The organism is Methylocella silvestris (assembly GCF_002891535.1).
Lineage (GTDB): Bacteria > Pseudomonadota > Alphaproteobacteria > Rhizobiales > Beijerinckiaceae > Methylocapsa > Methylocapsa silvestris_A.
Genome location: NZ_PDZR01000019.1, coordinates 1 through 18,493 on the forward strand (window position 1 = coordinate 1; position 18,493 = coordinate 18,493).

Sequence of the window (18,493 nt, forward strand, 5' to 3'; positions counted from 1 at the left end):
AGATGTGTATAAGATACAGTCCACGGGCTTTGCGCAAATGCTCACGTTCGCTGGTCGGGGCAGCAGGATTCGAACCTGCGACCTGAAGTTCCCAAAACTTCCGCGCTACCAGACTGCGCTATACCCCGATTTGAACGTGCCGCCGCGAGAGAGCTTTCGCTATCATGCAGCGGCGATCCGAACAAGATCATCCTCAAGCGGCGCCGCCCCAATAAAGCTTGCCAACCTCCTCGCCGCGGCGACGGTTTTGGTCGAGCGTCAACCTGCGCCAAACAACGGATTGACCCACAGTTATATATTTTAATATACGGCTAACAGGCGAGAAACAGTGCGCCTGTGCAGTGATCTGAGGGGACTTCCGAATGAAATCGATTTTTACCGCATTGGCGCTCGTCGGAGGGCTGCTCGTTTCGCCTGTCGCGGTCAGGGCGCAGACCGCGTCGTCGGCCGCGTCCTTCGTTATCGGTGGAGAGGTGACGCAGCGCCTCGTTGTGAACTTGGCCAAGCTGAAGACCTTTCCCGCCGCAAGCGCAGACGTCACTTATTTCGCCGGGGGAGCCGTGACGACCCATTCCTTCACCGGAGCCTTGCTTTGGGACGTGCTGCAAAAAGCAGGAATCGTCGTCGACTCCGCCGTCAAGAATGACATTTTACGTAAAACTGTGACGGTGTACGGCAGCGACGGCTATGTGTCCGTTTTCAGCGCCGGAGAAATCAATCCATACTTCGGCGGTAATCAGATCATTTTGGCCTATTCCCAGGATGGCGCGCCGCTTGGAGACGGCGGCATTGCAAAGCTCGTCGCGCCAGGAGACAAGGCAGGCGGCCGCTTCGTTTCGAACATCGCCAGGATCACCGTCCGCGACAGTGGACGCTGATCTCGTTTATCGCGAGAACATCGAATGCCGGACGCTATCGCCGATTTTCAGCCCGATGCGGGCCGCGGCGCCGGCATTCAGTTCGAGCACGCCATAGGCCGGAGCCCTGGAGGGAATGATCGTCTCGGAAAGGGGTTCGGCGTTCTCCGCGACGCCGACGACCTTGCCGCTCCGCGAAATAAAAATCATGTCGAGCGGCAGATAGGTGTTTTTCATCCACATCTGGATCGGCTGCTCGACGCCAAAGTCGAACAGCATGCCGCGGTCCTGAGGCATCGAGCGGCGATACATCAGCCCGCGCTCGCGCCCGACCTCGGTGCGCATCACCTCAACGAGGAAGGCGTGCGGCCCGGTCGGCGTGACAATCTCGAGCGGTTCGAGCTTTGCGCCCGCGCTATCAGCGACAGCGCGCAGCGCGGCAAACGGCTGCCCCAACATAAAAATCACAGCCAGCAGAAATGACGCGGTCGCCAAGCGCGCTGGCGCGCGCCGTGAGGAAATCCTGAAAAACCGCATCGGCAAACTCGGGCAGCAGATCGCGTCGCGCTCAAACCTTTCAGCCTAGAGCGCCACCTTGCGCTCTAAACCCCAGAAGCGGATCACGGTCATCATCTGGAGCGCTTCAATATCATCGCGATCTAATGCGTCAAAGGCGCGGCGGCGTTGAGCGTGCGCACTTCCGCCGCCATCAGACCTTTCGGCCCGTCGCCGAAACGAACCAGCAGGCTTTCGCCCGGGCGCAATTCGCCGATGCCATAGTGCCGCAAGGTCTCGATATGGATGAAAATATCCTCGGTGCCATCGCCCCGCGTCAGAAAGCCAAATCCCTTCATGCGGTTGAACCATTTCACGACGACGATCTCGAAGCCGCTGCTCGGAGCGACATGGACATGGGTTCGCGGCCGACCTTCGCAAGGGCGCGTCGGCGGCGCGTCCATCGAATTGATTTTCAGGACTTGAAGCCCTTTCGCCCGCTGCGTGGCTTCGCAAACGATTCGCGCTCCCTCGTGGGCAGCCTCATAGCCGTCGCGCCGCAAAATCGTGACGTGCAAGAGCACATCGGGTCCGCCGCCGTCGGGCGTGATGAAGCCATAGCCCTTGATGACGTCGAACCATTTGATCTCGCCGCTGATCTCGACGAGGCTTTCTGGCTTTAACGGGCCGCTTTCGATCACGGCCTCGCGGCGAACAAGCGGCTTTTCGTCCAAGAAGCACCTGTTTCGGAATGCCGCCTTAGGGCTTTAAGAATCGGTTCCGACGCGGCGATCGGGCGCAAAGGATATCATCGCTTGGGCAAAGCGACAGCCGCCTCCCGCAGGAATGTGTGGACGGACCGCGGACCTGCCGCGCCCTATGCGGCGAAGGGCTGAAAAATGTCACCGATGTCGCCCCGCAGGACGAGGTCGGCTTCGGCGTCGAGCGGCGTCTCCTCGCCATTGATGATGACGAGCCGCGCATCGCGTTCGCGAGCGAGCAGCGGGAAGGCGGCGGCGGGATAGACCACAAGCGACGAGCCAATGGCGAGAAACAGGTCGCAGGCGACGCTCGCCTTGTAAGCCCGCGCCAGCGCCTCCTTGGGCATTTGCTGACCGAAGGAGATCGTCGCCGATTTGACGACGCCGCCGCATGCGGCGCAAACGGGCGCGGCGCCGCTCGCCTCGAAAGCGCGCCGAATCGGGAGCAGTTCGTAACGCGCACCGCAGGACAGACAACTCGCGTAAGAGCCATTGCCATGCAATTCGATAATGCGCTCGGCAGGCACGCCCGAAGCCTGGTGAAGATTGTCGATGTTCTGCGTGATGATGCTGCCGGCCTTGCCGCTGGCGACGAGACCGGCGAGGGCGTAATGGCCGCGGCCGGGCGCGGCATGGGCATAAAGATCGTCGAGCGCGAATTTTCTCCGCCAGGCTTCCTCGCGCATCAGGACGTCCGACAGAAAGAGGTCGAACTCGATCGGCCTCAGGCGCCGCCAGGGCGAATCTTTGGAGCGAAAATCAGGCACCCCGCATTCCGTCGAGATGCCGGCGCCCGTGAACGCCGCGATATGGCCGGCGGCCTCGATCAAATCTCCGAGCGCGGCCTGCGCCGTCTGAAGGTCCGTTACCAGCAACCCTCGCCTCCTCCCTGCCCCGCCTTTGCAGTCAACGCGGGAACGCTGCCGCGTTTTGAAATAAAACGTGACCACGCGGCTGTCAGCCGCAGCCTAGACACTTCATCGTCGAACATCTATCGACGGCTCCTTTCGATTATTTCATTCTGGCAAGTTCGGTGTCGATGACGCGGAAAACGTCTCTCCTTCCTCAGCTCGCGATAGCAACCGGGCTAATCGGGCTCATCATCTGGCTGGAAATCAAGCATCCCGTGACGCAGTTCCGCGTGTGGACCTTTCTTGGCGCCAGCCTGCTGCTGGCAAATCTGGCGTTCGCCCTGAAAGGGCGCGGGCGGGATGTCGCGATCGCCCTGACCGCCCTTGGCGTCGGCCTGACCCTCGCGGAGGGCGTGGCGATCGCCATGCAGCAAGGCGGCGGTCTAGACATCACGCGGGGCTGGTCGGTGCGTCAGCCGACTATGGGCTGGGGCCCCGACAAGCCGGGAGTCTATCATGCCGAGATGCGCGCCCCGAAAACCAACGCGCTGATCTACAAAGCCGATTATACGATCGATTCCAATCTCTTGCGTAAAACGGACTCTGCCACAAATGGGCCGGCCATCGTGTTCTTCGGCGATTCCTATACGTTTGGCGACGGCATTCAGGACAATGAAACGCTGCCCCAGGTGTTCGCTAATTCGCTGAATCAGAAGCAACGCGTCCTGAACCTTGGCTTTACCGGCTATGGACCGCAGCAGTTCCTGCGCGAGATGGAGACCTCTCGCTTCGATGAGCTTATCGGTCCGGATCCAAAACTGTTCATTTTCCTGACCGCCCCGTGGCACGCTGAGCGAACCGCCTGCAAGGCTTATTGGACGGCGCATGCGCCCTTGTACAAGGTCGAAAACGGTCATGTCGTCTTCACCGGCCAATGTGACGAAGGCGGCAAGCTTTGGCTTCGTGAATGGCTGCAGAATTCCGTCGCCTATCGCACTCTGACCGAGCCATATCGCCACATGGTCAGCCGTGACGATGTCGAGCTCTATGTCCGGATTCTCGAGGCAGCCGTCATTATGGCGAAGCAAAAATACGGAGTCGCCACCCTGATTCCCTATTTGCGCGTTCCGTCCGACTATCTGGCGGCTTCGGGCTTTACCAATGAGGCGATCATGGCGCGTCTTACCGCCGCCGGGGCGATTGTCCTTGACGCCTCGCTCAAGGCCGAGGCGGCCGCGGGGCAAGTGATTACGATCAAGGGCGACGGCCATCCGACGCCCTTCGCCAATGTCCGCCGCGCCGAGATGATCAAGGCCTATCTCGAGAAAAATATGGCCGGCGTTCTTCTGTCAAATGTGGATTAGAGCTGCGCTTTGCGGCTCGTCTGCCTGTCGCCCGGCGCGAACGAACAGGCACAGCCCTTTGGGACTAGAGCAGGTTCGTTGGGCCAAAAATCATTCGCCAGCGGTAGAAAAACGCCGCCCGGCGGATTCAAGCAATCTCGAGCGCCCTTGACGGAACACCGTTAAGCGGCGAGGACCTTCGGCCTGCGCATGTTCCGTCTTGGACCGTGGCGCTCCGGCGCCGCCTTGATCCTCAAGACCGGAACGCGCATCGCCTCAGGGCCAACAGGAGTGTTTCACCCTGAACAAGATCGATCCCTCGTCCAATTGGGCGCATAGACTGCGTTTCGGCTTGCTGACGCCGCGCTTCATCTCTATCGCCCTGCGCCTTGCCGCGGTTCCTGCGCTGATTGCGCTGATCCTGCATGTAGAGGCGAGCCATTCGCCGGCGCTGTTCCGCCTGGTCAGCTACTCGCTTCTGTTTCCGCTGTTTGCGATCGTCGCCTCCCTGCTGCGCGGCTTTGCACGCAATTGCGCAATCGTGCTGGCTTCAGTGGCGTTGGGGTTAAGCGTGATGGAAGCGGCCGCCACCTTCCTTGAACCCAAGCAAATCGTGATCACGACCGATGGCTGGAACGGCCGCAGGCCAATCCTTGGATGGGCGCCGCAGCGCCTCGGCGTGTATCATTCAGAACGCATCGACCCAAAGACCGGGGCCGTCATCTACAGCGCCGATTACACGATCGACGCCAATCTCCTGCGTAAAACTCAATCGGGAGACGCCAATCCGACCATCGTCTTCGTCGGCGATTCCTTCACTTTCGGCCTCGGCGTCAATGACGCCGACACCATGCCGCAGCAATTCGCCGATCTCATCCAGCGCAAACAGCGTGTGCTCAATCTCGGGTTTACCGGCTATGGCCCGCAGCATTTCCTGCGCGAGATGCAGGCTGGGCTGTTCGATCAGGTCATCGGTCCCGATCCCGGCGTTTTCGTCTTCCTGACGTCGCCCTGGCACGCCGAGCGGACGTCCTGCAAGGCGTCGTGGGTCATCGACGGGCCGCGCTACGAGATCGAAAGCGGGAAGCTTGTCGACAAGGGGCAATGCTATGAAGGGGACGCGCTGAAGTTGCGACAGTTCATGGAAAGCAGCGCGCTCTACCGCTTTGCGCTACAGCCTTACCGTAGCACCATCACAGCAAAGGATGTCGAGGGCTATATCGCGATCATTCTCGCGGCGGTCGATCTCGCCAAGACGAAATATCACGCGCCGACGATCGTCCCCTATCTGAACGGGCATGGATATCTCGCCCAGACCGGCTTCACCGATGCGACGATCATCGAACGCTTGAAGCAGGGCGGCGCCATGGTTATCGACGCTTCGCTCGAGAAGGAGCTGGCCGAAGGGCAGCCTTTGATTATCAAAGGCGACGGACACCCAACCGCCCTCGCCCATCGCCTGCGGATGGAGGCGCTAAAGGCCTATATCGAGCAAAATCTGCCGGGCGTTCTGGTGCCGAAAGCGAATTGAGCGCCTTGCGACGGGAAGCGCTTTCGCGAGTTCATGACTCGTGAAAGCGGCTCTCTGTCAGTCAAGTTCGAAGGCGTTCTTGTAATCGAGTTTCAACGCAGGGTTCTGTTGGTCCTTGGCGAGGATGCAATTGCCGACCGCCAGAAACTCGATCTCGCTGCCCATGAAGCAACGGAACGCGTCTTCCGGCGTATTGACGATCGGCTCGCCGCGGACATTGAAACTCGTATTGATCAGCACAGGACAGCCGGTTAACGCCTTGAAGCGGCTGATCAGCGCGTGATAGCGCGGATTGGTTTCTTCATGCACCGTCTGGACGCGGGCGGAATAGTCGACATGCGTGACCGCCGGAATGTCGGACCGCTGTATATTCAACTTGTCGATGCCAAACAGCGCCTCCTCCGCATCCGACATCTTGCGGCAGCGTTCTGACTTCACCGGAGCGACGAGCAGCATATAGGGCGAATCGACGTCGAGTTCGAACCAGTCCGCCACGTCCTCGCGCAGTACGGACGGCGCGAAGGGCCGGAAACTCTCGCGATATTTAACCTTGAGATTGAGCGCCTTCTGCATCGTCGGCGAACGCGGATCGCCAAGGATCGAGCGATTGCCCAGAGCGCGCGGCCCGAACTCCATCCGTCCCTGATGCCAGCCGACCGCCTGTCCGGCGGCAAGCGCGGCGGCGGTCTTCTCGATGAGATGGTCATCGTCGACAACGGAAAACACCGCTCCTGCCGCGGTCAGCCGCGCTTCGATGTCGGCCTGCTCATAGCTCGGGCCGAGATAGGCGCCCTGCATGGCGTCCGGCTTTTTCACGCTCTTTTGTGCGCCAGCCGGCTTTTCATCGAAATACACGGCGAGCGCGGCGCCGAGCGCGCCGCCGGCGTCGCCGGCCGCAGGTTGCACAAAAATATTATCGAAACGACCGTCGCGCAAAATCTTCCCATTGGCGACGCAATTCAGCGCGACGCCGCCGGCAAGGCAGAGATTGCGCGAAGCCCCGGCCTCCGCAGCGAGCGCGCGCGTCAACCGCAGTACGATTTCCTCGGTCGCCGCCTGCACCGAGGCGGCGAGATCCATATGGCGCTGATCGAGCGGATCGGCGGCGCTGCGCGCCGGCCCCCCGAAGAGGTCGTCGAACCGGCCGTTGGTCATGGTGAGGCCGGTCGAATAGCCGAAGTAATCCTGGTTCAGCCGGAACGAGCCGTCATCCTTGACGTCGACGAGATGCTCGAAAATCTCCTTGGCGAACCGCGGCTCGCCATAGGGCGCAAGCCCCATGACCTTGTATTCGCCGGAGTTGACCTTGAAGCCGGTATAATAGGTGAAGGCGGAGTAAAGCAGGCCGAGCGAATGGGGAAAGTGGATTTCCTTGGTGATTTTCAAGGATTCGCCTTCGCCGACCGCCGCCGAAGTCGTCGCCCATTCGCCGACGCCGTCCATCGTCAGCACAGTCGCGTCGCGGAACGGCGACGGAAAATAGGCCGAGGCCGCATGCGAAAAATGATGTTCGCTGAACCGAAGCTTCGCCTTGTCGCCGAGGGCGGGGTCGATCTCCTTCAGGGCGCGAATCAGAAGATCGCGCTGAAACAGCTTTTCGCCAATCCACAGCGGCATCGCTTTGCGGAACGAGGCGAAGCCGTTCGGCGCAAAAGCCAGATAGGTTTCAACAAGCCGCTCGAATTTCAGGAAAGGCTTTTCATAAAAGACGATGCGATCGACAGCACCAGCCGACGCTTTCGCTTCGCTAAGGCAATAGCGAATTGCGTTGGCCGGAAAATCCGGATCGTGCTTCTTGCGGGTGAAGCGCTCCTCCTGCGCGGCGGCGAGAATCTCGCCGTCGCGAATCAGTGCGGCCGCGCTGTCGTGGTAGAAGGCCGAAACGCCGAGAACGAGCATCGCGTCAGAACAACGTGTAGATGAAGGGAGCGACGGCAGAGCCCTGGCTCAGCACGAACAACCCGCCGAAGATCAAAAAGAGAGCCAGCAGCGGCAGCAGCCAGAACTTCTTTCTGGCTCCGAGAAATTCGAAAAGTTCTGCAATGATCGACATGGCTGCTCCTCAGAATTGCTTGGTCATGCCGCCCTGACCGGAGCCGGGTTCGCGGTCGATCCAATAGGTGGCGGCGTCGGGTTTGAGTTCGAGGCTGAGCAGGTCAGCGCCCCGTTTGCGCATGATCCAGCCAAGCGGCGTCACCGCGCCGAAAAACATCAAACCCATTACAAGCGGGTTCACGATGCGATTCAAAAGCAGACCGAGCTTGAACCAAGCGCGATTAAGCGGATCGAGCCGCTCTGGCGCGACCATCGCGACCGCTGCGAACAGGACGGCAACGATCAGCAGTATCCAGCGCGGCGAGTGGCCATGAATGAGAGGCAAAAAGGAGAAGACCGCGAAGATCGCCGCGAAGGTCATTCCGAATTTCCGATTGGACCCCAGCACGACCTTTCGGAAGCTGGCGACATTTTCATGGGTCTGCATGGGCTTGTGCTTCGTCCTCGGGAAAGTTGTCGGGAGGTCCTGATACGCCCCCTGACTGCAGCCAGCCGCTTCGCGCCTGCCGACAACACAACGGCGCGCCCTATATGGAAATGGACTATGGCGTAAGTTCGAGCCTATCGAATCGCGAGTCTTTTGTCATTTCCCCGCCGTCAAAACAAGTCCAAAGCGGCGAGGCCATTTCCCCGGCTATCGGCCCAAGCTGACGCCGATCGAATAATTCTGCTCGATTCAAGCGAGGCCGCAGCAATTGTGTGCTAAAGCCTACAAAAATAGTGGACATTTGACGAAAGGGCGCCTATGTGCGTGGCGCATGAGGCTGAAAAGTTGCAGTGTCTCCAAGCTGGAATTATGCGCTAAATTCTTGGAATCGATGATTTTCATGATTCTTGATCGGGCGTGTTCAGAATCAGATGTGCTCAAAAAACGTGACGCGAGCGCGATCCTGTCCAAAAACGCGCGCATGGGGATTTGATGCTCACCAAAAAAGGCAAATATGGTTTGAAGGCCATGGTCCATCTTGCCGGCTATCTTCCCGGCGAAGCGACCTTGGTAACGGACATTGCGACGGCGAATCAAATCCCGAAGAAGTTTCTCGACACGATCCTCGGCGAATTGCGCAACGCCGGCTTCGTCAATTCGAAGAAAGGCAAAGGTGGCGGCTATACGCTGGCCCGTCCGGCGCATCAGATCAAGGTCGGCCACATCGTTCGCGTGCTCGATGGCCCTTTGGCGCCGATCCAATGCGCCAGCGCCACGTCGTACCGGCGATGCGACGATTGCACGGACGAGAAGCGGTGCGGCGTTCGACTGATCATGCTCGAGGCGCGCAATGCGATAGCGGAGGTGCTCGACAACCGCACTCTGGCCGAAATGCGCGCGCTGACCCAAAGCGACGACGCGCGCCTCATGTATTACATTTGATTGAGGTTTTTTGCGGCGGCTGATCGACGCTTTTGTCGATCAGCGCTTGGAAAGCCAGCCTAAAATCGCTCAGGAAGCGAGCGCCTTTTCGATGGCAGCGGAGACGTCGTCGATTGGGGCCATGCCATCCACGGCCTTGAGCGCGCCCTTGCCCGCATAGAAAGCCGATACCGGCGCCGTTTGCGCATGGTAGGATTCAAGCCGTTTCTTGAAGGCTTCGGGATTGTCGTCAGCTCGAATCGTTTCGCCTCTGGCGAGGCATTCCTGCGCCCGGTTCTCGATGCGGGCGAGAAGCGGCTTGTCATCGACTTTGAGCTCGATCACCGCGTCAAGCTTCATATTCTTCTTGATGAGGATATCGGCGAGCGCTTCAGCCTGTTTCACCGTCCGTGGAAAGCCATCGAGGATGAACCCCTCCTTGGCGTCCGGCTCGTCGATACGATCGGCGATGATGCCGACGACGACTTCATCGGGAACAAGACCGCCGGCGTCCATGATCGCCTTGGCCTTCAGGCCGACCGGAGTGCCCGCCTTCACGGCGGCGCGCAGCATGTCTCCGGTCGATAATTGCGGGATGTTGAACTTCTGCTGGAGGCGCGTCGATTGCGTCCCCTTTCCGGCCCCAGGCGGACCCAGAAAAACTAGCCTCATTTTCGTCTCCCCCGCAATTTTGCTTTTTTGACGAGCCCTTCATATTGGTGCGCCTGGAGGTGCCCGAGCACCTGCGCCACCGTGTCCATGGTGACGCTCACAACAATAAGAAGCGATGTGCCGCCAAAGTAGAACGGAAGCGCGGCGTAGGAAATAAGCATTTCGGGCAATAGACAAATCACGGCGAGATAGGCGGCGCCGATCACGGTGATCCGCATCAATATGGTGTCAATATATTGCGCGGTGCGCTCGCCGGGCCTTATCCCGGGAATGAAGCCGCCGTGCTTCTTCAGATTGTCGGCCGTCTCCACCGGATTGAAGACGATCGCCGTGTAAAAGAACGCGAAGAAGACGATCAGGCCGACATAGGCGACCATGTAGAGCGGGCGGCCATGGGCGAGATAGCTTGAGAACAGGGCGACGACTCCGCTCTGATTCTGCGAGAAATTGGCGATCGTCGTCGGCAGCAGCAGCAATGAAGAGGCGAAGATCGGCGGAATGACGCCAGCCGTATTCAGCTTCAGCGGCAGGAAGGAGGTCTGACCTTCATAAACCTTGTTGCCCTGCTGCCGCTTTGGATAGGTGATCAGGAGCCGCCTCTGCGCCCGCTCCATGAACACGATAAAGGCGATCACGCCGACAGACATCACGAGAACGCCGATGATCAGGCCAGTCGAAATCGCGCCCTGTCGCCCGAGCTCCAGCGTATTGATGATCGCCGAGGGGAAGGCTGCGACGATGCCGGCGAAAATGATCAGCGAGGAGCCGTTGCCGATGCCGCGTGATGTGATCTGCTCGCCAAGCCACATCAGGAACATCGTGCCGCCAAGCAGCGTCAGAACCGTCGACAGGCGAAAGAACCAGCCGGGATCGGTGACAACGCCCTGCTGGCTCTCAAGCCCGACAGCGATGCCATAGGCCTGGAACGCCGCCAGAACGACCGTCAGATAACGGGTGTATTGATTGATGACCTTTCGGCCGGATTCGCCCTCTTTCTTCAGCGCCTCAAGCGTCGGAATGACCGACGTCAGCAGCTGGATGATAATCGAGGCCGAGATATAGGGCATGATATTGAGCGCAAAGATCGCCATGCGCTGCACGGCGCCGCCCGCGAACATGTTGAAGAGTTCGAGAACGCCCTGCTTGTGATTGGTGAAATTCGCCTCGAACGCGGCTGGGTCGATGCCGGGAAGCGGAATATACGTGCCCAGCCGAAACACGATCAGCGCGCCGAGTGTGAACCAAATGCGCTTCTTGAGCTCTTCGGCCTTACCGAAGGCGCTCCAATTGACGTTTGCCGCAAGCTGTTCCGCAGCCGATACCATCTCGTCTCCTCGGGCGCCTTACGCCGGAATGCCGTCTTTGGACCTCCGCATCAGCTGGCGGCAGAAGCGCCCGCCAATGGCGTCCGCCGCGCGGCGCGTGCCTGACGCGCGAAGGAGGGTGACCGCGCCCGCCAATGTAGGGTTGCAAGCGATCGTTCGCCAGCTTCAGGTCCGACGCACTCCGCATGGAACGGGCGCGCCGAACCCCTTATAGGTCAGGCCGGAGACGATCAAAAGCCCTCCCCTACGGTTCGCCGTCCTGGATGAATGACGGCGGCGCAGGCGCGCGAGTCTTCGCGTCTCGCGGCGAATTACGCCTCGGCAGACGCTGTCGGCGCCTCGGGTGTCCGCTTCAGGAGTTCAATCGAGCCGCCTGACGCCTCAATGGCGGCGACGGCGCTTTTCGACGCTGCGGCGACCTGGAAGGACAGCTTCGCCTTGAGTTCGCCGACGCCAAGAATCTTGACGCCGTCCCGCGGCTTCGAGATGAGGCCGGAGGCGATCAGCGACTCATTGGTGACGACCACAGCAGCGTCAATCCGGCCGGCGTCAACCGCCTCCTGGAGGCGCCCGAGATTGATCTCATTATAGTCAAGCCCGAAGGGATTGTAGAAGCCGCGCTTCGGCAAACGCCGGTGCAGCGGCATCTGGCCGCCCTCAAAGCCCTTGATAGCGACGCCGGTGCGCGCCTTCTGACCTTTGACGCCGCGGCCACAGGTCTTGCCCTTGCCCGAGCCAATGCCGCGGCCGACGCGCATGCGCGACTTCGACGAGCCGGGATTGTCCTGAATTTCATTGAGTTTCATAGCTATATCCTCGATGGCCGCGGCTTCAGTCGTTTTCGACGACGCGCACGAGATGCGCGACCTTGGCGATCATGCCGCGTACGGCGGGCGTATCTTCAAGCGCGGCACGGCGGCGGATCTTGTTGAGCTTCAGCCCCTTAAGAGTCGCACGCTGGTCAGACGGACGCCCGATCGGGCTCCGGATCTGCTCGACGATCACCTTGGGCAAGGTTTTGGCGGTCATCATAGGTTCCTTAAGCTTCGCTCACGGCTTCTGCCTCGCCGCCCGGACGGCGACCCTGCAGAACGGACACTTTAAGGTTACGCCGCGCAGCGACGGCGCGCGGCGAATCCTGTCGGCCAAGCGCGTCGAACGTCGCCCGCACCATGTTGTAAGGGTTCGACGACCCCTGCGACTTGGCGACGACGTCATGCATGCCGAGCGTCTCGAAAATCGCGCGCATCGGACCGCCGGCGATGATGCCGGTGCCGGCCGGGGCGGCGCGCAAAACAACGCGTCCCGCGCCATGGCGTCCATTGACGTCATGATGCAGGGTGCGTCCCTCGCGCAGCGGCACGCGGATCAGCGAACGCTTGGCCGACTCGGTCGCCTTGCGGATCGCTTCCGGCACCTCGCGAGCCTTGCCATGGCCGAAGCCGACGCGGCCCTTCTGGTCGCCGACGACGACGAGCGCGGCGAAACCGAACCTGCGGCCGCCCTTCACCACTTTGGCGACGCGATTGATATGGACCAGGCGGTCCATGAATTCGCTGTCGCGCTCCTCGCGGTCGCGGCCGCGGCCGCCTTCACCCTCACGCGCCATCTGTTTGTTCCATCTTCACGTCGGTTGTCCGTTGCGCCTCGCCGGCGGCGGAGACTGGCTCGCCCGCTGGCGCTCCGGCTTTAGAAATTGAGGCCGCCTTCGCGGGCGCCTTCGGCCAGCGCCTTGACGCGGCCATGGTAAAGATACGACCCACGATCGAATACGACGTCGGTGACGCCGGCGGCGGTCGCCCGCTCGGCGATCAGCTTGCCGATCGCCCGCGCCGCTTCGACATCCGCGCCCGTTTTCAGGCTTTCGCGAGCGCTCTTTTCGAGCGATGAGGCGGCGGCCAGAGTCAGGCCGGCCTCGTCATCGATGATCTGGCAATAGATCTGCTTCGACGAGCGGAACACCGAAAGCCTTGGCTTGCCATAGGCGCGCGCGCGCAAGGTGCGCCTAACGCGCGCCCGCCGACGGTCTGTCGCCTTATTGTCCTGCGCCATAGCTGGCTCCTCTATCCTTCAAATTACTTCTTCTTGCCTTCCTTGCGGAAGATGAATTCGCCAGCGTATTTGACGCCCTTGCCCTTATAGGGTTCGGGCGGGCGCAGCGCGCGGATTTCAGATGCGATCTGTCCCACCTGACGCTTGTCGATCCCTGAGATCGCGACCTCGGTCGGCTTCGCCGCGACGATCGAAATGCCGTCCGGAATGGGAAAACTGACGTCATGGCTGAAGCCCAGCGAGAGCTGGAGATTCTTGCCGGACACCGCGGCCTTGTAGCCGACGCCGGTGATCTCGAGCTTGCGCTCGAAGCCCTTTGACACGCCGACGACGAGATTATTCACCATGGAGCGCGTCATGCCCCACATGGCGCGCGCGCGCTTCGTCTCATTGCGCGGCGACACCTCAATGCCGCCGTCGCCGAGAACGACGGTGACGTCTTCCGGTGCAGCGAAAGAGAGCTGCCCCTTGCCGCCCTTCACCGAGATCAGCTGCCCATTGATGTTGGCCGTCACCCCGGAGGGAATCGCGACCGGCTTCTTTCCGATACGAGACATAATTGAAACTTCCTCGTTTCTTTCGGTCAGAAGACCCTGCAGAGAACTTCGCCGCCAACATTGGCTTCGCGCGCAGCGTGATCCGCCATGACGCCCTTCGGCGTCGAGACGATCGTGATGCCAAGGCCGTTCGCCACACGCGGCATGGCGTCGACGGCGGCATAGACGCGCCGGCCCGGTTTCGAAACGCGCTGAATCTCGCGGATCACCGGCAGACCGTCGAAATATTTGAGCTCGACTTCGAACTCGGTGCGGCCATTGCCATATTCGGTCGTCGAATAGCCGCGAATATAGCCTTCCGACTGCAGCACGTCGAGAACATGGGCGCGCAGCCGCGAGCCCGGCGTCTGCACCTTGCCCTTGCGGCGCATCTGCGCGTTACGGATACGGGTGAGCATATCGCCCAATGGATCGTTGACAGCCATGATCCCGCTCCTACCAGCTCGACTTGACGAGGCCGGGAATGAGGCCCTGCGACCCCAGCTCCCGTAACGCGATGCGCGACATCTTCATCTTGCGCGTGAAAGCGCGCGGACGGCCGCTGACCTCGCAACGATTGCGCACGCGGACGGCCGACGAATTGCGCGGCAGTTCGGCAAGCTTGAGGCGCGCCTCGAAACGCTCCTCAACATTGAGGCTCTTGTCGTCGGCGATCGCCTTGAACCGGGCGCGCCGCGCGGCATATTGCTTCACCAGCTTCTGCCTGTGCTTGTTCTTCTCAATCGAGCTTTTCTTCGCCATAAACCTCTACCCCTGGTCGCCGCGTCTGAAACGTATCCGTTTCACTGCCGGAACGGGAAGTTGAATGCGCGCAACAGAGCGCGCGCCTCTTCGTCGGTCTTCGCCGTGGTGCACACGATGATGTCCATCCCGACGACGTTCTCCACCTGATCATAGTTGATCTCGGGGAAGATAATGTGCTCCTTGATGCCCATGGCGTAATTGCCGCGTCCATCGAAGCTTTTCGGGTTCAGCCCGCGGAAGTCGCGAATGCGCGGCAGCGCGATCGTCACGAGACGATCGAGAAACTCGTACATCCTTGTCTTGCGCAAGGTGACCTTGGCGCCGATCGGCATGTTCTCCCGCACCTTGAAGGTCGCGATCGCCTTGCGGGCGTGCGTGATCACCGGCTTCTGACCCGCGATCAGTCCGAGATCAGCTGCGGCCAGCGTCACCTTCTTGGTGTCGTTGACCGCCTCGCCGACGCCCATGTTGAGGACGATCTTCTCGATCGTCGGCACTTCGAGCGGGTTCTTATAGCCAAACTGCTCGATCAGCTGCGACCGCACGACCTCTTCATAGTGCTTCTTGAGACGCGGCGCGTAATCGGCCGGCAGGGCGAGATCGGACGCCGAGGCCGTCGGACCCGCCGCGCGCTCGCGCCCGCCGCCGCCTTCAGCCTTGGCGGTCGCCTTGACGGCCGACTTCGCGCCCTTGGCCGGCGTCTTGGCGTCCTTGCCGCCCTTGGAAGCGGCTCCCTTGCCGCCCTTCCCTGCTTTGGAATCAGCCATCTATCACGTCTCCGGAACGCTTCGCGAAGCGAACCTTGCGGCCGTCTTCGAGAACCTTGAAACCGACGCGCGTCGGCTTGCCGTCCTTCGGATCAGCGACCGCGAGGTTCGACAATTGAATAGCCGCCTCCTTGGAGACGATGCCGGCTTCCTGCTGCGCAGTCTGCCGCTGGTGGCGCTTGACAAGATTGACGCCGCGAACGAGGGCGCGGTCTTCCTTCGGAATGACCTGCAGCACTTCGCCCGACCGGCCCTTGTCGCGTCCGACCAGTACGACGACCTTGTCGCCCTTCTTGATCTTCGCCGCCATCACAGCACCTCCGGCGCGAGCGAGATGATCTTCATCTGGTTGCGCGCGCGGAGTTCGCGCGGCACTGGTCCAAAGATGCGCGTGCCGATCGGCTCGGCCTGGTTATTGATCAGCACCGCCGCGTTGGAATCGAAGCGGATCACCGAACCGTCGGCGCGCTTGATGTCCTTGGCGGTGCGAACCACCACGGCCTTCATCACATCGCCCTTCTTGACGCGGCCGCGCGGAATCGCCTCCTTGACGGAGACGACAATAATATCGCCAACTCCGGCATATTTGCGCTTGGAGCCGCCGAGCACCTTGATGCACATCACGCGGCGCGCGCCGGAATTATCCGCGACGTCGAGATTTGTCTGCATCTGGATCATCGTTTCATACCTTTCTAGTCAGACCGGTTTCCGGCGGCGCCCGTTGCGCTCCGGACTACGTCTGAAGGAGGCGAACCCCCTTTAGCATTCCTGCAATCTTCAGCCCTGGGCTTGCGCCGCCGGCAGCACGATCCAGCGCTTCAGCTTCGACATCGGCTTCGTCTCTTCGATCGACACCGTATCGCCGACCTTGAAGGCCTTCGTCTCGTCATGCGCGTGATAGTTCTTCGAGCGCCGCACCGTCTTCTTCAGAAGCGGATGCGTGAACCTGCGCTCGACCTTCACGACGATGGTCTTTTCCTGCTTGTCGCTCACGACGACGCCCTGGAGAATTCGCTTCGGCATAGTCTTTCAAACCTATTCTTTTCGGACCGGCGAGAGCCGGAAGGAAGCCTATTTTGCGGCCGCGCCGCGCTGCTGCGCCGCGATCGTCTTCAGACGGGCGATATCGCGCCGCACGACGCGCACGCGCGCGGTATTCTCGAGCTGACCTGTGGCGCGCCGGAAGCGGAGATTGAACTGCTCCTTCTTGAGGTTCAAAATCTCCTGCTCGATCTGATCGCCGGTCATGACCTTGAGGTCGGCCAAACGCTGGGTTCCCTTCATCGCCGCTCCTCCTATTCCTGAATGCGCTGAATGAAGCGCGTCTTGATCGGCAGCTTCGCCGAGGCTAACTGCAGCGCCTCACGGGCGAGATCGACCGGCACGCCGTCGAGCTCGAACATGATGCGCCCCGGGGCGACGCGGACGGCCCAAAGTTCCGGGGCGCCCTTGCCCTTACCCATACGCACTTCGGTCGGCTTCTTCGACACCGGCACGTCCGGGAAGATGCGGATCCAGACACGGCCGGCGCGCTTCATATGGCGCGTCATGGCGCGGCGGGCCGCCTCGATCTGCCGCGCGGTAATCCGCTCGGGCTCGAGCGCCTTCAGTCCGAACTGACCGAAGCTCAATTCGAATCCGCCTTTGGCCGCGCCGTGAATGCGGCCCTTGAAGGCCTTGCGGAATTTGGTGCGCTTGGGTTGCAGCATAGTCAAAAACTCTCAGATGTTCGCGCAGCTCAAGCCGCGTCGCGGTCGCGCCTGCGTCGATCGCCGCCGCCGCCGCCGTGATCCTGCTCGGCCATTTTCTTGTCCTGGGCCATCGGATCATGCTCAAGGATTTCACCCTTGAAAATCCAGACCTTGATCCCGCAGGCGCCATAGGCCGTATGCGCCGTCGCGGTGCCGTAATCGACGTCAGCGCGGAGCGTATGCAGCGGCACGCGGCCCTCGCGATACCACTCAAGACGCGCGATCTCGGCGCCGCCGAGACGGCCGGAGCAGTTGATGCGGATGCCTTCCGCGCCAAGCCGCATGGCCGATTGAACCGCGCGCTTCATGGCGCGCCTAAAAGCGACGCGGCGCTCGAGCTGCTGTGCGATCGAATCCGCGACAAGCGTCGCGTCGATCTCGGGCTTGCGCACCTCGACGATGTTGATGAGGACTTCGCTGTCCGTCATCTTGGCGACGAGCTTGCGGATCTTGTCGATGTCCGCGCCCTTCTTGCCGATCACGACGCCGGGACGGGCCGAATGGATCGTCACGCGGCACTTCTTGTGCGGACGCTCAATGATGATCTTGGAGACAGCCGCCTGCTTCAAGGTCTTCATCAAGGCCGCACGGATCGCCATGTCCTCGTGCAACAGCTTGCCGTATTCGTTCTTGCCGGCGAACCAGCGCGAATCCCAGGTGCGGTTGATGCCGAGCCGAAGGCCGATCGGGTTGACTTTCTGTCCCATCTTCTCTCCTCAGGCCTGCGCCGCTACGACGACTTCGCGCAGTACGATCGTCAAATGCGAAAAAGGCTTCTGGATCTTGCCAGACCGGCCGCGCGCCCGCGGGCTGAAGCGCTTCATCACCAGCGCCTTGCCGACGAAAGCCTCGGCGACGACGAGATCGTCGACTTCGAGACTGTGATTGTTTTCCGCGTTGGCGATGGCCGACTCCAGCGTCTTGCGGACGTCGAAGGCCGCCCGCTTGCGCGAGAATTCGAGCTCGGCGAGAGCGCGCTCGACCTTCTTGCCGCGAATGAGCTGCGCAAGCAGATTGAGCTTTTGCGGGCTGATGCGCAGCATCCGCGCGACAGCCTTCGCCTCGTTATCCTTGAGCGCGCGCGGGGTCTTCTCTTTGGACATGATTAGCCTCTCCTGGCTTTCTTGTCCGCCGAATGACCGTGAAAGGTCCGCGTCGGAGAAAATTCGCCGAACTTATGGCCAATCATCTCTTCGGTCACATTGACCGGGACATGCTTGTGGCCGTTGTAGACGCCGAACGTCAGTCCGACGAACTGCGGCAGGATGGTGGAGCGGCGGCTCCAGATCTTGATGACTTCGGAGCGGCCAGTGGCGCGCGAGGCATCCGCCTTCTTCAGCAGATAGCCGTCGACGAACGGGCCCTTCCAGATCGAGCGAGCCAT

General features: G+C 61.0%; 28 protein-coding genes and 1 tRNA gene. 4 read left to right on the plus strand and 25 right to left on the minus strand.

The window, feature by feature from the left end; genetic code table 11:
• Positions 1–51: 51 nt before the first annotated feature.
• A tRNA-Pro gene (locus CR492_RS14850) sits at positions 52–128 on the minus strand.
• A 234-nt stretch (positions 129–362) separates the two neighbouring features.
• On the opposite strand from CR492_RS14850, the gene CR492_RS14855 reads away from it, so the two are divergent.
• Positions 363–878 carry a molybdopterin-dependent oxidoreductase gene (locus tag CR492_RS14855; RefSeq protein WP_102844528.1) on the plus strand — a complete coding sequence of 172 codons (516 nt, stop codon included), beginning with the start codon at positions 363–365 and terminating at the stop codon, positions 876–878.
• A gap of 6 nt (positions 879–884) precedes the next feature.
• Here the strand turns inward: CR492_RS14855 and CR492_RS14860 are convergent, their stop codons facing one another.
• From CR492_RS14860 to CR492_RS14870, 3 genes are all read right to left on the minus strand, one after another.
• Positions 885–1,316 carry a DUF192 domain-containing protein gene (locus CR492_RS14860; RefSeq protein WP_245412096.1) on the minus strand — a complete coding sequence of 144 codons (432 nt, stop codon included), beginning with the start codon at positions 1,314–1,316 and terminating at the stop codon, positions 885–887.
• A gap of 200 nt (positions 1,317–1,516) precedes the next feature.
• The gene (locus CR492_RS14865) at positions 1,517–2,086 is read right to left on the minus strand and encodes a cold-shock protein (RefSeq protein ID WP_102844530.1); all 570 of its coding nucleotides are present in this window, start codon (positions 2,084–2,086) and stop codon (positions 1,517–1,519) included.
• A gap of 143 nt (positions 2,087–2,229) precedes the next feature.
• Entirely contained in the window at positions 2,230–2,988 is a 759-nt protein-coding gene (locus CR492_RS14870; protein WP_102844531.1) for an SIR2 family NAD-dependent protein deacylase, read from the minus strand.
• Between the two features lie 164 nt (positions 2,989–3,152).
• Here CR492_RS14870 and CR492_RS14875 point away from each other — a divergent pair, with 164 nt between their 5' ends.
• A complete protein-coding gene (locus CR492_RS14875) occupies positions 3,153–4,328 on the plus strand; it encodes an SGNH/GDSL hydrolase family protein (protein WP_102844595.1) in 1,176 nt (391 codons plus the stop codon).
• 331 nt (positions 4,329–4,659) lie between these two features.
• On the plus strand, positions 4,660–5,838 hold the full coding sequence (locus CR492_RS14880; protein ID WP_245412097.1) for an SGNH/GDSL hydrolase family protein: 1,179 nt from the start codon (positions 4,660–4,662) through the stop codon (positions 5,836–5,838).
• A 57-nt stretch (positions 5,839–5,895) separates the two neighbouring features.
• On the opposite strand, the gene CR492_RS14885 is transcribed toward CR492_RS14880, so the two are convergent.
• Genes CR492_RS14885 through CR492_RS14890 form a run of 3 tightly spaced genes read right to left on the minus strand, consistent with a single transcriptional unit; the run spans position 5,896 to position 8,320 of the window.
• Positions 5,896–7,737, minus strand: coding sequence for a carbamoyltransferase family protein (locus tag CR492_RS14885; protein WP_102844532.1), 1,842 nt, complete (start codon positions 7,735–7,737; stop codon positions 5,896–5,898).
• 4 nt (positions 7,738–7,741) lie between these two features.
• Positions 7,742–7,891, minus strand: a complete 150-nt coding sequence (locus CR492_RS20845) for a DUF5989 family protein (RefSeq protein WP_012589598.1) — start codon at positions 7,889–7,891, stop codon at positions 7,742–7,744.
• 9 nt (positions 7,892–7,900) lie between these two features.
• Positions 7,901–8,320, minus strand: a complete 420-nt coding sequence (locus tag CR492_RS14890) for an SxtJ family membrane protein (protein ID WP_102844533.1) — start codon at positions 8,318–8,320, stop codon at positions 7,901–7,903.
• 492 nt (positions 8,321–8,812) lie between these two features.
• Between CR492_RS14890 and CR492_RS14895 the strand changes: the two genes are divergently transcribed.
• Complete coding sequence (locus tag CR492_RS14895) at positions 8,813–9,262, plus strand: RrF2 family transcriptional regulator (protein ID WP_102844534.1); 450 nt, start codon at positions 8,813–8,815, stop codon at positions 9,260–9,262.
• Between the two features lie 69 nt (positions 9,263–9,331).
• On the opposite strand, the gene CR492_RS14900 is transcribed toward CR492_RS14895, so the two are convergent.
• The 18 genes from CR492_RS14900 to rpsS form a co-directional block, all read right to left on the minus strand.
• Positions 9,332–9,913 (minus strand): adenylate kinase, encoded by a 582-nt coding sequence (locus CR492_RS14900; RefSeq protein WP_102844535.1) that lies wholly within the window; start codon positions 9,911–9,913, stop codon positions 9,332–9,334.
• Positions 9,910–11,238 carry a preprotein translocase subunit SecY gene (gene secY / locus CR492_RS14905; RefSeq protein ID WP_102844536.1) on the minus strand — a complete coding sequence of 443 codons (1,329 nt, stop codon included), beginning with the start codon at positions 11,236–11,238 and terminating at the stop codon, positions 9,910–9,912. Before secY ends, CR492_RS14900 begins: the two co-directional genes overlap by 4 nt.
• Positions 11,239–11,549: 311 nt before the next feature.
• Positions 11,550–12,044, minus strand: a complete 495-nt coding sequence (rplO, locus tag CR492_RS14910; RefSeq protein ID WP_102844537.1) for a 50S ribosomal protein L15 — start codon at positions 12,042–12,044, stop codon at positions 11,550–11,552.
• Between the two features lie 25 nt (positions 12,045–12,069).
• Positions 12,070–12,267, minus strand: coding sequence for a 50S ribosomal protein L30 (gene rpmD / locus CR492_RS14915; RefSeq protein WP_102844597.1), 198 nt, complete (start codon positions 12,265–12,267; stop codon positions 12,070–12,072).
• Between the two features lie 10 nt (positions 12,268–12,277).
• Positions 12,278–12,847, minus strand: a complete 570-nt coding sequence (gene rpsE, locus CR492_RS14920) for a 30S ribosomal protein S5 (protein WP_102844538.1) — start codon at positions 12,845–12,847, stop codon at positions 12,278–12,280.
• 80 nt (positions 12,848–12,927) lie between these two features.
• Complete coding sequence (gene rplR, locus CR492_RS14925; protein ID WP_012589606.1) at positions 12,928–13,290, minus strand: 50S ribosomal protein L18; 363 nt, start codon at positions 13,288–13,290, stop codon at positions 12,928–12,930.
• Between the two features lie 23 nt (positions 13,291–13,313).
• The gene (rplF, locus tag CR492_RS14930; protein WP_102844539.1) at positions 13,314–13,847 is read right to left on the minus strand and encodes a 50S ribosomal protein L6; all 534 of its coding nucleotides are present in this window, start codon (positions 13,845–13,847) and stop codon (positions 13,314–13,316) included.
• A 26-nt stretch (positions 13,848–13,873) separates the two neighbouring features.
• Positions 13,874–14,272 (minus strand): 30S ribosomal protein S8, encoded by a 399-nt coding sequence (rpsH, locus tag CR492_RS14935; RefSeq protein ID WP_012589608.1) that lies wholly within the window; start codon positions 14,270–14,272, stop codon positions 13,874–13,876.
• A gap of 10 nt (positions 14,273–14,282) precedes the next feature.
• Positions 14,283–14,588 carry a 30S ribosomal protein S14 gene (rpsN, locus tag CR492_RS14940; RefSeq protein ID WP_102844540.1) on the minus strand — a complete coding sequence of 102 codons (306 nt, stop codon included), beginning with the start codon at positions 14,586–14,588 and terminating at the stop codon, positions 14,283–14,285.
• Positions 14,589–14,629: 41 nt separating this feature from the next.
• Positions 14,630–15,358, minus strand: coding sequence for a 50S ribosomal protein L5 (rplE, locus tag CR492_RS14945; RefSeq protein ID WP_102844541.1), 729 nt, complete (start codon positions 15,356–15,358; stop codon positions 14,630–14,632).
• Positions 15,351–15,668 (minus strand): 50S ribosomal protein L24, encoded by a 318-nt coding sequence (rplX, locus tag CR492_RS14950; protein ID WP_012589611.1) that lies wholly within the window; start codon positions 15,666–15,668, stop codon positions 15,351–15,353. Before rplX ends, rplE begins: the two co-directional genes overlap by 8 nt.
• Positions 15,668–16,036, minus strand: coding sequence for a 50S ribosomal protein L14 (gene rplN / locus CR492_RS14955; RefSeq protein ID WP_012589612.1), 369 nt, complete (start codon positions 16,034–16,036; stop codon positions 15,668–15,670). Before rplN ends, rplX begins: the two co-directional genes overlap by 1 nt.
• 99 nt (positions 16,037–16,135) lie before the next feature.
• Positions 16,136–16,381, minus strand: a complete 246-nt coding sequence (gene rpsQ / locus CR492_RS14960) for a 30S ribosomal protein S17 (RefSeq protein WP_102844542.1) — start codon at positions 16,379–16,381, stop codon at positions 16,136–16,138.
• A 48-nt stretch (positions 16,382–16,429) separates the two neighbouring features.
• On the minus strand, positions 16,430–16,642 hold the full coding sequence (gene rpmC / locus CR492_RS14965) for a 50S ribosomal protein L29 (protein WP_012589614.1): 213 nt from the start codon (positions 16,640–16,642) through the stop codon (positions 16,430–16,432).
• An 11-nt stretch (positions 16,643–16,653) separates the two neighbouring features.
• Positions 16,654–17,067, minus strand: coding sequence for a 50S ribosomal protein L16 (gene rplP / locus CR492_RS14970; RefSeq protein ID WP_012589615.1), 414 nt, complete (start codon positions 17,065–17,067; stop codon positions 16,654–16,656).
• Positions 17,068–17,096: 29 nt separating this feature from the next.
• Positions 17,097–17,816 carry a 30S ribosomal protein S3 gene (gene rpsC, locus CR492_RS14975; protein WP_012589616.1) on the minus strand — a complete coding sequence of 240 codons (720 nt, stop codon included), beginning with the start codon at positions 17,814–17,816 and terminating at the stop codon, positions 17,097–17,099.
• Positions 17,817–17,825: 9 nt separating this feature from the next.
• Complete coding sequence (gene rplV, locus CR492_RS14980) at positions 17,826–18,212, minus strand: 50S ribosomal protein L22 (RefSeq protein ID WP_102844543.1); 387 nt, start codon at positions 18,210–18,212, stop codon at positions 17,826–17,828.
• Between the two features lie 2 nt (positions 18,213–18,214).
• The gene (gene rpsS, locus CR492_RS14985) at positions 18,215–18,493 is read right to left on the minus strand and encodes a 30S ribosomal protein S19 (RefSeq protein WP_012589618.1); all 279 of its coding nucleotides are present in this window, start codon (positions 18,491–18,493) and stop codon (positions 18,215–18,217) included.

Excerpts from the sequence above, each read along its gene's own strand:
- CR492_RS14855 (WP_102844528.1), top strand. The coding sequence starts at position 363 with ATGAAATCGATTTTTACCGCATTGGCGCTCGTCGGAGGGCTGCTCGTT.
- CR492_RS14860 (WP_245412096.1), bottom strand. The coding sequence starts at position 1,316 with ATGTTGGGGCAGCCGTTTGCCGCGCTGCGCGCTGTCGCTGATAGCGCG.
- CR492_RS14875 (WP_102844595.1), top strand. The coding sequence starts at position 3,153 with ATGACGCGGAAAACGTCTCTCCTTCCTCAGCTCGCGATAGCAACCGGG.
- CR492_RS14885 (WP_102844532.1), bottom strand. The coding sequence starts at position 7,737 with ATGCTCGTTCTCGGCGTTTCGGCCTTCTACCACGACAGCGCGGCCGCA.
- CR492_RS20845 (WP_012589598.1), bottom strand. The coding sequence starts at position 7,891 with ATGTCGATCATTGCAGAACTTTTCGAATTTCTCGGAGCCAGAAAGAAG.
- CR492_RS14890 (WP_102844533.1), bottom strand. The coding sequence starts at position 8,320 with ATGCAGACCCATGAAAATGTCGCCAGCTTCCGAAAGGTCGTGCTGGGG.
- CR492_RS14895 (WP_102844534.1), top strand. The coding sequence starts at position 8,813 with ATGCTCACCAAAAAAGGCAAATATGGTTTGAAGGCCATGGTCCATCTT.
- CR492_RS14900 (WP_102844535.1), bottom strand. The coding sequence starts at position 9,913 with ATGAGGCTAGTTTTTCTGGGTCCGCCTGGGGCCGGAAAGGGGACGCAA.
- secY (WP_102844536.1), bottom strand. The coding sequence starts at position 11,238 with ATGGTATCGGCTGCGGAACAGCTTGCGGCAAACGTCAATTGGAGCGCC.
- rplO (WP_102844537.1), bottom strand. The coding sequence starts at position 12,044 with ATGAAACTCAATGAAATTCAGGACAATCCCGGCTCGTCGAAGTCGCGC.
- rpmD (WP_102844597.1), bottom strand. The coding sequence starts at position 12,267 with ATGACCGCCAAAACCTTGCCCAAGGTGATCGTCGAGCAGATCCGGAGC.
- rpsE (WP_102844538.1), bottom strand. The coding sequence starts at position 12,847 with ATGGCGCGTGAGGGTGAAGGCGGCCGCGGCCGCGACCGCGAGGAGCGC.
- rplR (WP_012589606.1), bottom strand. The coding sequence starts at position 13,290 with ATGGCGCAGGACAATAAGGCGACAGACCGTCGGCGGGCGCGCGTTAGG.
- rplF (WP_102844539.1), bottom strand. The coding sequence starts at position 13,847 with ATGTCTCGTATCGGAAAGAAGCCGGTCGCGATTCCCTCCGGGGTGACG.
- rpsH (WP_012589608.1), bottom strand. The coding sequence starts at position 14,272 with ATGGCTGTCAACGATCCATTGGGCGATATGCTCACCCGTATCCGTAAC.
- rpsN (WP_102844540.1), bottom strand. The coding sequence starts at position 14,588 with ATGGCGAAGAAAAGCTCGATTGAGAAGAACAAGCACAGGCAGAAGCTG.
- rplE (WP_102844541.1), bottom strand. The coding sequence starts at position 15,358 with ATGGCTGATTCCAAAGCAGGGAAGGGCGGCAAGGGAGCCGCTTCCAAG.
- rplX (WP_012589611.1), bottom strand. The coding sequence starts at position 15,668 with ATGGCGGCGAAGATCAAGAAGGGCGACAAGGTCGTCGTACTGGTCGGA.
- rplN (WP_012589612.1), bottom strand. The coding sequence starts at position 16,036 with ATGATCCAGATGCAGACAAATCTCGACGTCGCGGATAATTCCGGCGCG.
- rpsQ (WP_102844542.1), bottom strand. The coding sequence starts at position 16,381 with ATGCCGAAGCGAATTCTCCAGGGCGTCGTCGTGAGCGACAAGCAGGAA.
- rpmC (WP_012589614.1), bottom strand. The coding sequence starts at position 16,642 with ATGAAGGGAACCCAGCGTTTGGCCGACCTCAAGGTCATGACCGGCGAT.
- rplP (WP_012589615.1), bottom strand. The coding sequence starts at position 17,067 with ATGCTGCAACCCAAGCGCACCAAATTCCGCAAGGCCTTCAAGGGCCGC.
- rpsC (WP_012589616.1), bottom strand. The coding sequence starts at position 17,816 with ATGGGACAGAAAGTCAACCCGATCGGCCTTCGGCTCGGCATCAACCGC.
- rplV (WP_102844543.1), bottom strand. The coding sequence starts at position 18,212 with ATGTCCAAAGAGAAGACCCCGCGCGCGCTCAAGGATAACGAGGCGAAG.
- rpsS (WP_012589618.1), bottom strand. The coding sequence starts at position 18,493 with ATGGCTCGCTCGATCTGGAAGGGCCCGTTCGTCGACGGCTATCTGCTG.